This is a genomic window from Intrasporangium flavum, from assembly GCF_001956915.1.
GTDB lineage: Bacteria > Actinomycetota > Actinomycetes > Actinomycetales > Dermatophilaceae > Monashia > Monashia flava.
In genome coordinates, this window is sequence record NZ_MLJO01000003.1 from 271,459 (window position 1) to 286,389 (window position 14,931).

At 73.1% G+C, this 14,931-nt stretch carries 14 protein-coding genes; 5 read left to right on the top strand and 9 right to left on the bottom strand.

The features are described from left to right. The 6 genes from BIV28_RS02885 to BIV28_RS02910 form a co-directional block, all read right to left on the bottom strand. Positions 1-1,041 carry a FecCD family ABC transporter permease gene (locus BIV28_RS02885; protein WP_076259443.1) on the bottom strand — a complete coding sequence of 347 codons (1,041 nt, stop codon included), beginning with the start codon at positions 1,039-1,041 and terminating at the stop codon, positions 1-3. 5 nt (positions 1,042-1,046) lie between these two features. Beyond that, positions 1,047-2,063 carry a FecCD family ABC transporter permease gene (locus BIV28_RS02890; RefSeq protein WP_076259116.1) on the bottom strand — a complete coding sequence of 339 codons (1,017 nt, stop codon included), beginning with the start codon at positions 2,061-2,063 and terminating at the stop codon, positions 1,047-1,049. Further along, positions 2,063-3,166: an iron-siderophore ABC transporter substrate-binding protein gene (locus tag BIV28_RS02895; protein ID WP_242652736.1), complete on the bottom strand. Its 1,104-nt coding sequence runs from the start codon at positions 3,164-3,166 to the stop codon at positions 2,063-2,065. The genes BIV28_RS02890 and BIV28_RS02895 overlap by 1 nt, the downstream gene beginning before the upstream one ends. A 197-nt stretch (positions 3,167-3,363) precedes the next feature. Beyond that, positions 3,364-4,101: an SDR family NAD(P)-dependent oxidoreductase gene (locus tag BIV28_RS02900; RefSeq protein WP_076259118.1), complete on the bottom strand. Its 738-nt coding sequence runs from the start codon at positions 4,099-4,101 to the stop codon at positions 3,364-3,366. Positions 4,102-4,212: 111 nt separating this feature from the next. Further along, positions 4,213-4,989 carry an SDR family oxidoreductase gene (locus BIV28_RS02905; RefSeq protein ID WP_076259119.1) on the bottom strand — a complete coding sequence of 259 codons (777 nt, stop codon included), beginning with the start codon at positions 4,987-4,989 and terminating at the stop codon, positions 4,213-4,215. Beyond that, entirely contained in the window at positions 4,989-6,134 is a 1,146-nt protein-coding gene (locus BIV28_RS02910; RefSeq protein ID WP_076259121.1) for an acyl-CoA dehydrogenase family protein, read from the bottom strand. The genes BIV28_RS02905 and BIV28_RS02910 overlap by 1 nt, the downstream gene beginning before the upstream one ends. Positions 6,135-6,233: 99 nt before the next feature. Here BIV28_RS02910 and BIV28_RS02915 point away from each other — a divergent pair, with 99 nt between their 5' ends. From BIV28_RS02915 to BIV28_RS02925, 3 genes are read left to right on the top strand one after another with little or no spacing between them, the layout of a single operon-like run. Further along, the gene (locus tag BIV28_RS02915; protein ID WP_076259123.1) at positions 6,234-6,857 is read left to right on the top strand and encodes a TetR/AcrR family transcriptional regulator; all 624 of its coding nucleotides are present in this window, start codon (positions 6,234-6,236) and stop codon (positions 6,855-6,857) included. 9 nt (positions 6,858-6,866) lie between these two features. Next, the gene (locus BIV28_RS02920; RefSeq protein ID WP_242652737.1) at positions 6,867-7,430 is read left to right on the top strand and encodes a 2'-5' RNA ligase family protein; all 564 of its coding nucleotides are present in this window, start codon (positions 6,867-6,869) and stop codon (positions 7,428-7,430) included. Between the two features lie 9 nt (positions 7,431-7,439). Continuing rightward, the gene (locus tag BIV28_RS02925; RefSeq protein ID WP_076259124.1) at positions 7,440-8,861 is read left to right on the top strand and encodes an SRPBCC family protein; all 1,422 of its coding nucleotides are present in this window, start codon (positions 7,440-7,442) and stop codon (positions 8,859-8,861) included. A gap of 233 nt (positions 8,862-9,094) precedes the next feature. Here BIV28_RS02925 and yczE read toward each other — a convergent pair whose 3' ends face one another. Next, a complete protein-coding gene (yczE, locus tag BIV28_RS02930) occupies positions 9,095-9,829 on the bottom strand; it encodes a membrane protein YczE (RefSeq protein WP_076259449.1) in 735 nt (244 codons plus the stop codon). A 61-nt stretch (positions 9,830-9,890) separates the two neighbouring features. Here yczE and yczR point away from each other — a divergent pair, with 61 nt between their 5' ends. Then, positions 9,891-11,351 carry a MocR-like transcription factor YczR gene (gene yczR, locus BIV28_RS02935; protein WP_076259126.1) on the top strand — a complete coding sequence of 487 codons (1,461 nt, stop codon included), beginning with the start codon at positions 9,891-9,893 and terminating at the stop codon, positions 11,349-11,351. Between the two features lie 39 nt (positions 11,352-11,390). Beyond that, positions 11,391-12,407: a magnesium transporter CorA family protein gene (locus tag BIV28_RS02940; protein WP_076259128.1), complete on the top strand. Its 1,017-nt coding sequence runs from the start codon at positions 11,391-11,393 to the stop codon at positions 12,405-12,407. 82 nt (positions 12,408-12,489) lie between these two features. Here BIV28_RS02940 and ettA read toward each other — a convergent pair whose 3' ends face one another. Both ettA and BIV28_RS02950 read right to left on the bottom strand, forming a co-directional pair. Continuing rightward, complete coding sequence (gene ettA / locus BIV28_RS02945; RefSeq protein ID WP_076259129.1) at positions 12,490-14,172, bottom strand: energy-dependent translational throttle protein EttA; 1,683 nt, start codon at positions 14,170-14,172, stop codon at positions 12,490-12,492. 76 nt (positions 14,173-14,248) lie between these two features. Further along, on the bottom strand, positions 14,249-14,830 hold the full coding sequence (locus BIV28_RS02950) for a single-stranded DNA-binding protein (RefSeq protein ID WP_076259131.1): 582 nt from the start codon (positions 14,828-14,830) through the stop codon (positions 14,249-14,251). Positions 14,831-14,931 lie beyond the last annotated feature (101 nt).

Sequence of the window (14,931 nt, forward strand, 5' to 3'; positions counted from 1 at the left end):
TCACGCCTTTCCGGCTCGGCCCGCGGCGATGACGACCGCGATCATGAGGGGGACGCCGAGGGCGCCCGTGACGACGCCGACCGGCAGGTTGACGTCGGGGATGAGGTAGTCGCCGGCGAAGTCGGACGCGACGACGACGACCGCGCCGACGAGCGCGGCCGCCCAGAGCGAGGGGCGGCCACCGCAGAGCCGGCGCGCGATCGGCCCGGAGAGGAAGGCGACGAACGCGATCGGTCCCGTCGCGCTCGTGGCCACGGCGGCGAGCGCCACGGCGACGACGAGCCCGAGACGGGCCCGTCCGGCGGGCACCCCGAGCGTCGTCGAGAGGTCGTCGCCGAGCTCTGCGAGACGCATCCGCCGAGCGCACAGGGCAAGGAGCGGGCCGAGGACGAGCATCGAGAGCGCGAGCAGGCCGATGACCGGCCACGTGGCCCGCGCGAGGCTGCCCGTGAGCCACACGAGCGCGGCCTGCGCGTCGTGGATCGAGGTGCGCGTCATGACGAGCTGGATGACGCTGCCGAGCAGCGCGGCGATGCCGATGCCCACGAGCACCATGCGCTGGCCGGCGAGCGACGTGCCGCGCCCCACCGCGTACATGAGCAGGCTGACGGCGAGCGCCCCGGCGAGCGCAGCGGCCGGGAGCCAGATGCCCTGGGCGTCGAGGACGGTGAGCGCGATGACCGCGGCCGCCGAGGCGCCGAGGCTGATGCCGATGATGTCGGGGCTCGCGAGCGGGTTGCGCAGCGTCGTCTGGAACATCGCGCCGGCCGCGCCGAACGCCATCCCGGCCAGCGCCCCGATGACGGCGCGCGGCAGCTTGGCCTCCATGACGATGAAGGACGCTCCGGGGGCGTCGGGCACCGTCTCACCACGCAGGATCGGCAGGAGGTCCGCGAGGGCGACGACGTAGTCGCCGAGGAGCACGCGCACGAGGACCGCGAGCAGCGCCGCGGTCGAAAGCAGTGCGACGACGAGGCGGACGCGCCGCACGGGGCGTCGCCGGGCGCGGCGCACGCGGACGACGTCGGGGTGGCTGGCCACGGCGGTCACAGGCTGGCCATCCGTCCGCGACGCACGAGCAGGACGAAGAAGGGCACCCCGATGACGGCCGTCATGATGCCGGCCTGGACCTCGCTCGGCTGCGCGACCAGACGGCCCACCGTGTCGGCGACGAGCAGGAGCGTCGGGCCCGCGACGAGGCACACGGGGATGATCCGCCGGTGGTCGGGGCCGACGGCGAAGCGGGCGACGTGCGGCACGACGAGGCCGAGGAAGCCGATCGGCCCGGCGAGCGCCGTGGAGGCCCCGCAGAGGACCGCGACGCCCACGGCGACGGTCGCCCGGGCCAGCACGACGTTCTCGCCGAGCCCGCGTGCGAGGTCGTCGCCGAGGGCGAGGGCGTTGAGCCGGCGCACGACGAGCAGGACGACGACGAGGCCGACGACGACGAAGGGCAGCACCGTCACGACGAGGTCGAACCCGCGGCCACCGATCGTGCCGACCTGCCAGAAGCGGAAGGAGTCGAACGACTGCCTGCTCGAGACGAGCAGTCCCGACGACCAGCTCGCGAGCCCCGCCGTGACGGCCGCCCCGGCGAGGGTGAGCCGCAGCGGCGTCACGCCACCTCCCGCGAGACCGGCGAGGGCGTGCACGAGCACCGCGGCGATCCCGGCGCCGGCCATGGCCCACCAGACGTAGCCGGTGAGCGACCCGACACCGAAGACCGCGATCGCGACGACCACGGCGAGGGCCGCGCCGGCGTTCACGCCGAGCAGGCCGGGGTCGGCGAGCGGGTTGCGGGTCAGGCCCTGCATCGCGGCGCCGGCGACCGCGAGGGCCGCACCGACGAGGAAGCCGACCGCCGTGCGCGCGAGCCGCGCCTCGACGATGCCACGGTCCGCGACGGCGTCACCATGCCCGGTGAGCACCCGGACCACGTCCGCGACCCCGACTCCCCTGGAGCCCAGCGTGATCGACGCGACGACGGCCGCGGCGAACAGCGCCAGGAGCGCGACGGTGAGGGCGACGGGAGCGCGTCGGCCCACGGACACGACGGCCGCCATCAGGACGCGTCGGTCGTGGTCGCCCTGTTCGCCTGGGTGGCCAGATCGGCCTTGTCGGCCTTGTCGGCCTTGTCGGCCGCGGCCGCGACGAGCGGCACGAAGAGCCTGGTCATGTACGGGATGGACAGCGGCGTCGGCGAGCTCATCGTCAGCCCGACCTTCTGGTCCTTCGTCGCGACGAGGGCGCCGGACCTGATGGCAGGCACCTGGCCGACGAGCGGGTCATTCGTCATGACGGGCACCTCGGAGTCCTCGGTGATGTAGGTGAGGAAGACGTCGGACTCCAGCGTCGAGGCCTGCTCGGCGCTCACGGTGAGGTAGAACTCCTTCGAGCCCTTGGCGCGCTCCTCGACGATGGGCGCGTTCTTCATGCCGAGCTCGGTGAGCATCTGGGGCCGCAGGTCGCTTGGGGTGTAGAACCCGATCTGCGACAGGTCCGTCGGGGCGACGTAGCCGTAGATGAAGGTCTTGCCCGCGAGCTGCGGGTACCTCGCCTTCGCGGCGTCGAGGGCGGCGACGGTCCTCTTCTCGACCGCCGCGGCCTGCGCCGGGCGGCCGAGGGCCTTGCCGATGGTCTCGAGCGAGTCCTGCCACGACGTGCCGTACGCGACCTTCGGGTACGCGACGACCGGGGCGAGCTTGCTCAGCTTGTCGTACTCGTCCTTCGTGATGCCGGAGTTCGTCGCGAGGATGAGGTCGGGCTGCAGCTTCGCGATCTCCTCGATGGGGTTGCCGTCGGCGTCGTCGAAACGGGTGGGCTGCGCGCCGCCGAAGGTGGCGAGCTGCTCGTCGAACCAGTCGGTCGACAGGTTCTTGTTGCCACCCCACGTGACCTTGGGGGCGCCGACGGGCGCGACACCGAGTGCGGCGACGTGGTCGGCGTCCGACCAGCCGAGCGTCACGACGCGCTTCGGCTCCCGGGTGATGGTCGCGCTGCCGAACGCGTCCTTCAGGGTGACGGGGTAGGCCCCGGGCTCGGCCCCGCCCCCTGACGCGGTGGCGGCCGGCGTCGAGGCGTCCTGCCCGGTGGGGCCGGTGGTGCAGCCGACGAGGACGAGGGCCGCGGCGACGGCGGCGAGCAGGGCGGGGCGAAGTGGGGACACGGCGACGGGAGTCCTTCGGTCGGGAGGCTCCGACAGGCCCTGACGTGACCGGCCGGAATAGGTGAGCCTCACCTTACTTAGGTGACCCTAAGTGTCAAACATCCGCCCCCGCCACGCGGGCGACACGTGCCAGGGACCGGAGGGCCACACCCTTGCGGGATCCCTTGCAGCCGAGACGAATCCGGGGTTCCAGGCAATCACCAGGGCAGGGGACGGCCGTCGCGCAGGAAGGCGCCGGAGGGACCGCCGTCGGGCAGGACCGTCGCCGCGACGACCGACGCCGCCCCCTCCGCCACCGGACGAGCACCCATCTGCTCGGCGCCCGGCCACGTCGCGGTGAGGCCCGGGCAGACCGCGTTGACGAGCACGCCGGTGCCGGCCAGCTCGGCCGCGAGCGTGGCCGTCAGGGCGTTGAGCGCCGCCTTGCTCACGCCGTAGCTCGCGGCGGCGCCACCGCGGCGGGTCAGGCCGAACTGCTCGTCCCCGTGGGAGCCGCCGCCGCTGGAGACGTTGACGACCCGGGGGTGTGGGCTCTCGCGCAGGAGCGGGAGCAGCACCTGAGTGAGGCGCCATGGGCCGAAGAGGTTGGTCTCCATGACGGCTCGGGCCGCGTCGAGGTCGGCCGCGCTGGCGACCTCGGTCCAGTCGACGAAGGCGGCGGCGTTGTTGACGAGGACGTCGAGCCGCCCCGTCCCCGCGCGGACCGCCTGCGGGACGGCCTCGACCGCAGCCGCGTCGGTGACGTCGAGGTCGACCTCGAGGGCCCGGACGTCACCGTGGCCGGCGAGCTCGGCGGCCACGGAGCGGGCCGTCGCGGCGCTGCGGCCCGAGACGAGGACGGTCCACCCGCGGTCCGCGAGGTCGGAAGCGACCTGGCGGCCGATCCCGCGGGTGGAGCCGGTGACGAGGGCGACACTGAGGGCGGGGTCGGGCACGGTTCCTCCTCGGTGGTCCGGGTGCGGCCAGACCACGCTGGCACCACCCGGACCACCCGGGGAAGGATCCTGTCCACCCTTGTCGCCGCACGGCGCCCGCGGGTGGCGCTGCTAGAGCGCGCCCCCGAGGGTGACGCCGCCATCGATGGTCAGCGTCTGGCCGGTGATCCACGACGCGTCGGAGGACAGGAGGAAGCTGACGGCCCCCGCGACGTCCTCGGGCACGCCGAGGCGCTTCATCGGGTAGGCCCGGACGACCTTCTCCTCGCGCCCCTCGTAGAGCGCCTCGGCGAACTTCGTCTTGACGACGGCCGGGGCGACGGCGTTGACGCGCACGTCGGGGCCGAGCTCGTAGCCGAGCTCGGTCGTCAGGTGGATGAGCGCCGCCTTGGAGACGCCGTACCAGCCGATGACGCCCGACGCCCCCTGCCCCGCCACCGAGGCGAGGTTGACGACGGCACCGGGGTGGTCCGCGTCGCCGAGGCCCGCGGCGACGGCCTTCCTGATCCACGAGAAGGCCGCGACGACGTTGACGTCGAGCACCTTGCGCGCGACGTCGAGCCCGCTGTCGAGCATCGGGCCGTAGGCCGGGTTGATGCCGGTGTTGTTGACGAGCAGGTGCAGCCCGCCGAAGGTCTCGCGCGCCGCGGCGACCACCTCGTCCTGGTGCGACTCGTCGGCGGCGTTGCCGGCGATGCCGAGGGCGTGCTCGGGGCCGCCGAGCTGCTCGACGGCCTCGGCCAGGGCCTCCGGCTTGCGCGCGGTGATGACGACCTTGGCGCCCTCTGCGACGAGCCGCTCGGCGATGCCGAGGCCGATGCCGCGGCTGGCGCCGGTGACGATGGCGACGGCGCCCTCGTGGCGTCCGCCGCTGTTCGCAGCGCCCATCAGAAGCCGAGGTCCCGGCCGATGAGCTCCTTCATGATCTCGTTGGAGCCGGCCCAGATCTTCGTGACGCGGGCGTCGCGCCAGGCGCGGGCCACGCGGTACTCGTTCATGAAGCCGTAGCCGCCGTGCAGCTGCACGCAGTGGTCGAGCACCTCGTTCTGCACCTGCGAGCTCCACCACTTGGCCTTGGCGGCGTCGACGGCCGACAGCTTGCCCTCGGCGTGCGCGGCGACGCAGTCGTCGACGTAGGCCTCGGCGACCTCGATCTTCGTGACGAGCTCGGCCATGAGGAACTTGTTGTGCTGGAAGGCGCCGATCGGCTGGCCGAAGGCCTTGCGGTCCTTGGCGTACTGGATCGTCTCCTCGAGGATCGCCTTGGCGTGCGCGACGTTCGACACGGCGGCGCCGACGCGCTCCTGCGGGAGGCGCTGCATCATCGCGATGAAGCCCATGCCCTCCTCGCCGAGGCGGTTCTCGTCGGGGACCCGGACGTTGTCGAAGAAGAGTTCGGCGGTGTCGGACTCGTCCATGCCGACCTTGTCGAGCTTGCGGCCGTTGACGAACCCCTCCATGCCGCGCTCGACCATGAGCAGCGTGATGCCCTTGGCGCCCTTGGACGGGTCGGTGCGGGCCGCGACGATGACGAGGTCGGCCTGGTAGCCGTTGGTGATGAAGGTCTTGGAGCCGTTGAGGACCCAGTGGTCGCCGTCGCGCACGGCGGTGGTCTTGAGGGCCGCGAGGTCGGAGCCGCCGGAGGGCTCGGTCATGGCGATGGCGCAGATGAGCTCGCCGCTGGCCATGCCGGGCAGCCACCGCTGCTTCTGCTCCTCGGTGCCGAGGTCGACGATGTACGGCGGGCACACGTCGGAGTGGATGCCGAAGCACGAGCTCGTCGCGGCGTTGAAGCGCGACATCTCCTCGGCCACGACGGCGTTGAAGCGGTAGTCGTCGACGCCCGCGCCGCCGAACTCCTCGGGGATGTCGAGGCCGAAGAAGCCCTGCTTGCCGGCCTCGACCCAGATGTCGCGCGGGATCGACTTGCCCTCGATCATCTCCTCGGCGCGCGGGGCGAGCGTGCGGGCGACGAACTCGCGCGCGGACGCGCGCATCGCCTCGTGGTCCTCGTCGTAGATGTTGCGGGGCATCCGTCCTCCATCGGGCGTGCGGGCTGAGCGAGCGGCGCGCCGTACCGACAGGTAACTAAGCGCTTGCTTAGTCTCCCGCCGCTGCGGCATGCTGTCAACGTGCCGCAGCCCACCCCGAGCCCGACCCCCGTCGCCACGCAGCCGCCCGCCGACGCGTCGACCGTCGACCGGCTCATGCACGCGGCCGCCCACGCGTTCGCCGACAAGGGCTTCCACGCCACGACGACCCGCGACATCGCCTCGGGCGCGGGCCTGTCCCCCGCCGGCGTCTACGTGCACTTCGGCTCCAAGGAGGAGCTGCTCTTCAACCTGAGCCGCAGCGGCCACGAGAGCGCCCTGCGGCTGCTGCGCGGCGCGATCGCCGACGGCCCGACGCCGACCGACCAGCTGGCCAACGTCATGGCGCGCTTCAGCGAGTGGCACGTCGAGCAGTACCAGGTCGCCCGCGTCGTCCAGTACGAGCACCACCACCTGACGCCCGAGCACCACGCCGAGGTGCTCGCCCTGCGCAAGGAGATGGACGGGCTCGTCCGCGGCGTGCTCGAGCGCGGCGTCGCCGACGGGGCGTTCACCGTCGAGGACAGCGCCGACACCGCCCTCGCGCTGCTGTCCATCGTCGTCGACGTCGCCCGCTGGTACTCCCCGACCATCCGCCGCTCCCCCGAGCAGATCGGCGCGACGAACGCCTCGCTCGCGCTGCGGCTCGTCGGCGTCTCGCACTGACGCCGCCCGGTGGCAGACCACGGGAGCCACCCCGGGCACGGCGTCCTGCTCGTGCCCGTGCCGATGCTCGAGCCGTTCGTCCTCGAGCGGCACCGCCACTACGACGAGGCCTACGTCTCGTCGGACCCCGCCTTCGTCCACGCGCACGTGACCGCCCTGGGCCCGTTCCTGGCGCCTGACCAGGTCACGGACGAGGTCGTCGCCGCTCTCGACGAGATCACCTGCGCCACAGCCCCTTTCGACTTCACCCTCCGACGCGTCGCGACCTTCCCCAACGGCATCGTGCACCTGCTCCCGGAGCCCGACGACGCGTTCCGCGCACTGACCGCCGCTCTCTCGCAGGCGTTCCCGCAGTGCCCGCCGTACGGCGGTGCCTTCCCCGACCCCGTGCCGCACCTGACCCTCGACGGGCTGTCCGACGCCGTCAGCGAGTCCTCCACGCGCCAGGCCGTGGGGCCGTGGGTCCCGGCCGCCTGCCGGGCCGAGCGTCTCGACCTCGCGTGGTACGAACCACACCGGTGCCGCGTCCTGCGCTCGTGGCGCCTCGGCGGTGGGGCGACCGCGTCTGCCTAGGGTGGGGCCATGACCGCCTTCGACTGGCAGCGCACCCGGTCCCAGCACGTCGCCGCCCCGGCCGCGTCTGTCTGGGAGGTCGTGTCGGACCTGCGGCGGTGGCCAGAGTGGGCCACGTCGATCGGCAGCGTCGAGGCCCCGGAGCGGCTCGAGCCCGGCTCGAGCACGCGCTACCTGCCGTCGGCCCGGTGGGCGGCCGAGCTGCACGGTCGCACGGCTCCCCCGCTGCGCGTCGTCGAGGTCGAGCCCGGTCGTCGACTCGCCGTCGAGCAGCCCAACCCCGTCGGCGCGATGCGCGTCGAGTGGACCGTCGAGCCCGCCGGCGACGCGGCCTGCACCGTGACCCAGCGCGTCGCCTGCACCGGTCCGCTCTCGCCGCTCGTGGTGCGCGGGGTGGCCGGGGCCCTCGCCCGGCAGTGGCCCGAGTCGGTCACCCGCCTCGCGGCGCTGGCCGGGGTGCGCCCCTCGCCCGACGCGCTCAGGGTCGTCGTCGCCGGCGGCTCCGGCACGCTGGGGCGGGCGCTGTCGGCCGACCTCGCCTCCCGCGGCCACGAGGTCGTCGTGCTGACTCGCTCGCCGCAGCCCGACCTGCCGCACCGGCAGGTCGCGTGGGACGGCGAGACCCTCGGACCGTGGGTCGAGGCGCTGAACGAGGAGCCCGGGCGCACCGCGGTGGTCAACCTCGCGGGGCGCCTCGTCGACGTCCGCCCGACCGCCGCCAACGTCCGCGACCTCCGCGAGTCGAGAGTGCGCCCGACCCTCGCGCTCGTCGAGGCGAGCCGCTCGCTGTCCTCGCCGCTCGCCGCGTGGGTCCAGGGGTCGACGACCGCCATCTGGTCCGACGCGGGAGAGGCGCTCGTCACCGAGTCGACGCCGCTGCCGACCGGCACCGACGCGCTGCCGCAGATGACCGGCGTCGCCCGGCCGTGGGAGGACGCCGCCGACGGGGCGAACACCGCGCGGCTCGTGCTGCTGCGCACCTCGATCGTCCTGCAGGACGGCTCCCCGGCCTTCGACCGGCTGGCCGGGCTGACCCGGCTCGGGCTCGGCGGGCGCGTCGGCTCGGGCCGACAGTGGTTCAGCTGGGTCCACGTCGACGACTGGCTGGCGATCGTGCGCAGCGCCCTCGGCGTCGACACCGGTGTCAACCCCGGTGTCGACCCTGCGGCGTCGCTCGAGGGCGTCGTCGTCGCGGCCGCTCCCGAGCCGGTGCGCAACGCCGAGCTCATGGCCGCGCTGCGCCGCCACCTGCGCCGGCCCGCGTCTCCCCCGACGCCCGAGCTGCTCGTGCGCGTCGGCTCGGTGCCGCTACGGACCGACCCGGCCCTGGGCCTGACCGGGCGGCACTGCACGAGCGAGGTGCTCGCCGCCTCGGGGTTCGCCTTCGCCCACCCCGGCCTCGACGGCGCCCTCGCGGACCTGCTGTCCTGAGCGCGAGGGTCGCCTCGGTCAGTCGCCGAGGCAGGGCGCCGGCACCGGGACTCCAGACAGCTCCCCAAGTCGAGTGGGCACTTTCTCCCGTGACGAACTGCCCACTCGACTGAGTGCTGGGGCCGCGCCACCCGGTCGACTGGGCACTTTCTCCCGTGACGAACTGCCCACTCGACTGGGTGCTGGGGCCCGCGCCACCCGGTCGAGTGGGCACTTTCTCCCGGGGTCGTCGGTCAGTCGCCGAGGCAGGGCGCCGGCACGGGCACCGGCGCCACAGCCGGAGCCGCAGCCGGGACGGGAGCGGTGTCGAGGCGGTCGTCGATCGGGTCGGTGCCGAGGTCGATGGTGAGCCGCGGCAGGAAGAACTGGACGAGCGGGCCGATCGACACGGCGTAGAGCACGGTGCCCAGGCCCACCGAACCGCCGAGCAGCCACCCGACGAGGAGGACCACGATCTCGATCGTCGTGCGCACGAGGCGGATCGACAGGCCGGTGCGTCGGGCGAGGCCGGTCATGAGGCCGTCACGCGGGCCCGGGCCGAGCTGGCTGCCGATGTAGAGGCCGCCCGCGACGCCGTTGAGCACGAGGCCCGACAGCAGCAGCGCGACCCGCGCCCACCAGGCGTCGGGCTGGGCGATGAGGGCCAGCCCCGCGTCGGCGGCCAGGCCGATGACGACGACGTTGGCGACGGTGCCGAGGCCGGGCCACTGGCGCAGCGGCACCCAGAGGAGCAGCACGAGGGCGCCGACGACGATGGTCACCTGGCCGAACGTCAGCGGCACGTGGCTCGCGACGCCCATGTGGAAGACGTCCCACGGGTCGAGCCCGAGCGCACCGCGCACCATCATGGCCATCGAGACGCCGTAGAGGGTCAGCCCGACGAGCAGCTGCACGATGCGCCGCGGCAGGTGCGGTGCCCGCAGCTGGGCGAGCGGTCCGAGGTTGCGCAGGGGCACGTGGCGTCTCATGGCCACCATCCTGACGCCGATTGGACTGATCGTTAAGGGCCAGTCGTGGGAGACTGGACCCATGCGCTCCGTCTCCGCCCGGACCCTGTCCGCCCTCCTCGGGCCCGAGCCGCTCCCCCGTCCCGCCTACCGCGGGCTCGCCGACGCCGTGCGCCGGCTCGTGTCCGACGGTCGGCTCCTCGTCGGCACCCGGCTGCCGAGCGAGCGCACCCTGACCACCGAGCTCGGGCTGAGCCGCACCACCGTCGTGGCCGCACTGGACGCGCTGCGCGACGAGGGCTTCGTCGTGACGCGCCGCGGCTCGGGCAGCGTCGTGGTCCTTCCCACCGGCACCTCCGGGCTCGCCCTCTCGGGTGCCGGGCTCATCCCCACCGACGTGCCGGCCGACGTCATCGATCTCACGTACGCCGCGATGCCCGCGGCCGCCGGCATCACCGCGGCCTACGAGCGGGCGCTCGCCGAGCTGCCGCGCCACCTCGCGACGGCCGGGTACCACCCGCACGGCCTGCCCGAGACCCGCTCGGCGATCGCCGAGTGGTTCACCGGTCGCGGCCTGCCCACCTCCCCCGACCAGGTCGTCGTCACCTCGGGGGCGCACGCCGGCCTCTCGACCGTGCTGCGCGCCGGGCTCGACGTCGGCGACCGGGTCCTCGTCGAGACGCCCACCTACCCCAACGCCGTCGTCGCCGTGCGGCGCTCCGGGCTGCGCCCCGTGCCGGCGCTGCTGACCCGTGACGGCTGGGACCTCGACGCCATCGAGATCGGCCTGCGGCAGAGCGGCGCCCGGATGGCCTACCTCATCCCGGACCACCAGAACCCCACCGGCCTGCTCATGGACGCCGGCACCCGCGCGGCCGTCGGCGAGGTGCTGGCCCGCGGGCGAGCCGTGCCCGTCGTCGACGAGACGTTCGTCGAGCTCGGGCTCGACGGCCTCGACGGGCCCGACGGCGGCACGAGCCGGCGCGTCGCACCGTTCGCGGCGACCGCCCCCGGCACCTTCACCCTCGGCAGCGCCGGCAAGACGTGGTGGGGCGGCATCCGCGTCGGCTGGGTCCGCTCGCCGCGCGAGGCCGTCGGGTCGATCGTCGAGTCGCGGCACAGCCTCGACCTCGGCAGCGCGGTGCTCGAGCAGCTCGTCGTGGCCGACCTACTGCACCAAGGCGACTCGGTCCTGCACGAGCGACGCCGCGAGGCGCGCAGCCGACGCGACGCCATGGTCGCGGCGCTGCGCCGGCACGTGCCCGACTGGCGGTTCGACGTGCCCGTCGGCGGGCTCAACCTCTGGTGCGAGCTCCCCATCGCGAGGGGTGAGCAGCTGGCGCGAGTCGGCGAGCAGGCCGGCGTCCGGCTCGCCCGGGGCAGCCAGTTCGCCGCCACCGGCGGCCTCGGGCGCTGGGTGCGGATCCCGTTCTGCGTGCCGGCCGACGAGGCCGACGAGGTGGGGCGGCGGCTCGCGGCGGCCTGGGACCTCGCCCTCGCCGGCCGACCGGCCCGCGACGACGCGCCGCCGCTCATCGCCTGACCCGTCCGTCCCGCAGCCCTCCCCTGCCACACTGGGATCGTGACCCAGACTGACGCGACGGTGCGCACACGCCGCTGGGAGGAGGGCGCCCTCGTCGAGGAGGACTTCCCCCTCGAGCAGGTGTCCGAGCACCTCGACCGCGAGGGCTCGCTGCTCTGGGTCGACCTGTGCGAGCCCGACCGCGCGCACCTGCAGCGCCTCGCCGACGAGCTCGGGCTGGACCCGCACGCCGTCGAGGACGCCGTGACCGCGGGCGAGCGTCCCAAGGCCACCCGGCACGCCAAGCACACCTTCCTGACCGTGTACGCCACCCGGCTCGACGCGCCGGACGACGACCCGGCGTCCCGCGACTCGCGCCTGCGGCTGAACCGCATCTCGGCGTTCGTCCTGCCGCGGGGCGTCATCACGGTCCGCTCGGACAGCTCGTTCGACATGGACCCGGTGCTGGAGCGGTGGAACGAGGACCCGGACCTGCTGCGGTACGGCGTCGGGGCCCTCGTGCACGGGCTGCTCGACACCGTCGTCGACGGGCACTTCGAGACGATCCAGCAGCTCGACGACGCCATCGAGGGGCTCGAGGACGACCTCTTCGACGACCGCGGTCGCGCCCGCGTCGTGCAGGTGCGCACCTACCGGCTGCGCAAGGAGCTCGTCGAGCTGCGCCGGGTCGTGCTGCCGATGCGTGAGGTGGTCAACGCGGTGCTGCGCCACCGCAAGGACCTCGACGAGCGGCGGCCCGAGCTCGACGGGTTCTACGACGACCTCTACGACCACGTCCTGCGGGCCGCCGAGTGGACCGAGTCGCTGCGCGACATGGTGACGACCGTCTTCGAGACCAACCTGTCGCTGCAGGACGCGCGGCTCAACACCGTCATGAAGAAGCTGACGGCGTGGGCGGCGATCATCGCCGTACCGACGGCCGTCACCGGCTGGTACGGCCAGAACGTGCCCTACCCCGGGTTCGCCTCGCACTCAGGCGTGCTCGTCAGCGGCGGGATCATCCTCGGTGTCGCCACGCTGCTCTACGTCGTGTTCCGGCGCAAGGGCTGGATCTAGCGCGACGGCCACCACCCCGGGAGCAGGGTGGCGGCCGTCGGTGCTGCGCGTCCGCGGGCCCGCCGTGGCGGGCGCACGAGGATCAGTCGCGCGTCAGCTTGCGGTAGGTGACGCGGTGCGGGCGGGCCGCCTCCGGGCCGAGGCGCTCGACCTTGTTGGCCTCGTAGGACTCGTAGTTGCCCTCGAACCAGTACCACTTTGCCGGGTCGTCCTCGGTGCCCTCGTAGGCGAGGATGTGCGTCGCGACGCGGTCGAGGAACCACCGGTCGTGGGAGATGACGACGGCGCAGCCCGGGAAGTCGAGCAGCGCGTTCTCGAGCGAGCCGAGGGTCTCGACGTCGAGGTCGTTGGTCGGCTCGTCGAGGAGCAGCAGGTTGCCGCCCTGCTTGAGGGTGAGCGCGAGGTTGAGGCGGTTGCGCTCACCACCGGACAGCACGCCGGACGGCTTCTGCTGGTCGGGGCCCTTGAAGCCGAACTGCGACACGTAGGCGCGCGAGGGGATCTCGACCTGGCCGACCTTGATGTAGTCGAGGCCGTCGGAGACGATCTCCCAGAGGTTCTTCTTCGGGTCCAGGCCCTCTCGGCCCTGGTCGACGTAGGAGATCTTGACCGTCTCGCCGATCCTGACCTCGCCGCTGTCGGGCTGCTCGAAGCCGACGATCGTCTTGAAGAGCGTCGACTTGCCGACGCCGTTGGGGCCGATGACGCCGACGATGCCGTTGCGCGGCAGCGAGAACGAGAGGTTGTCGATGAGGACGCGCTCGCCGAAGCCCTTCTTGAGGTTGTTGACCTCGATGACCGTCGAGCCCAGGCGCGGACCCGGCGGGATCTGGATCTCCTCGAAGTCGAGCTTGCGGGTGCGCTCGGCCTCGGCCGCCATCTCCTCGTAGCGGGCCAGTCGCGACTTGCTCTTGGCCTGACGGCCCTTGGCGTTGCTGCGGACCCACTCGAGCTCCTGCTTGAGGCGCTTCTGCAGCTTCTGGTCCTTCTTGCCCTGGACCGTGAGGCGCTCGGCCTTCTTCTCGAGGTAGGTCGAGTAGTTGCCCTCGTACGGGTAGAGGCGGCCGCGGTCGACCTCGGCGATCCACTGGGCGACGTTGTCGAGGAAGTACCGGTCGTGGGTCACCGCGATGACGGCGCCCGGGTAGGTCTCGAGATGCTGCTCGAGCCACTGGACCGACTCGGCGTCGAGGTGGTTGGTCGGCTCGTCGAGCAGCAGCAGGTCGGGCTTCTGCAGGAGCAGCTTGCAGAGCGCGACGCGGCGACGCTCACCACCGGAGAGGTTGGTGACCGGGGCGTCCGGCGGCGGGCAGCGCAGCGCGTCCATCGCCTGCTCGAGCTGGGAGTCGAGGTCCCACGCGTCGGCGTGGTCGATGTCCTCCTGCAGCTTGCCCATCTCGGCGAGCAGCGCGTCGTAGTCGGCGTCGGGGTCGGCCATCTCGGCCGAGATCTCGTTGTAGCGGTCGAGCTTGGCCTTGATCTCGCCCGCGCCCTCCTCGACGTTGCCGAGGACGGTCTTGTCCTCGTTGAGCGGCGGCTCCTGCAGGAGGATGCCGACCGTCGCGCCCGGAGCCAGGCGGGCCTCGCCGTTGCTGGGCTGGTCGAGTCCGGCCATGATCTTCAGGATCGTCGACTTGCCGGCGCCGTTGGGACCGACCATGCCGATCTTCGCACCCGGGTAGAACGACATCGAGACGTCATCGAGGATGACCTTCTCGTTGTGCGCCTTGCGCGCACGGGTCATGGTGTAGATGTACTCGGCCATGCGCAGAAGGCTATCTGCCGCACCGCGCACGACCGAATCGACGTCGCTCCCCGGCCGACCGGGCGCCCGGCCGGGCTCAGGCCGGCACCGGCTCCACGTCGTAGTCGTCGGTCTCGGGGTCGCCGAGCAGCGAGGCCGATGCCGACGCACGGTGGTCACCGGCCTCGTCGCCATCGTCCGGCCCGTCGAGGACGACGCCGTTCTCGTCGACGTTCGCCGGGCGCCGGTCGCCGTCCATCTGCGCCATCGCGTCGCGGACGTCGGGGTCGGCCGTGCGGTCGTGGCCGAGGGCGGCGGCGCGGCTGACCCGCTCGAAGGCCGCACGGCCCCACGACAGGTCGTGGCCGACGTGGTCGGCGTCGATCTCGGCGGACGTGCGCTGCTGGCCGTCGGTGCCCAGGTAGGTCTTGATGGCCAGGTTGCCCTCGACGACGACCGGCTGGCCCTTGTGCAGCGAGGCGGCGACGTTGGCGGCCAGGGCGTTGAAGACGATGACCGAGTAGAAGCTCGTGTCGAGGTCGGCGAACTTGCCGTCGGCCGTGCGCCGGAACGGCGTCGTGGCGATGCGGAAGGTCGTGAAGACGTGGCCGCTGCGGCCGAGCCGCTCGACCGGGTCGCTGACGACGTTGCCGTGGACGGTGATGCGGGTCTCGTTCATGGGCGGTGCTCCCTGCTCGGTCCGGCCGGGGCCGGCTCGGTGACGGCGGGTGGCGGCTGCCACCCGCGACCACCGTGCCGGGCCGGGACCGGCACCACCCA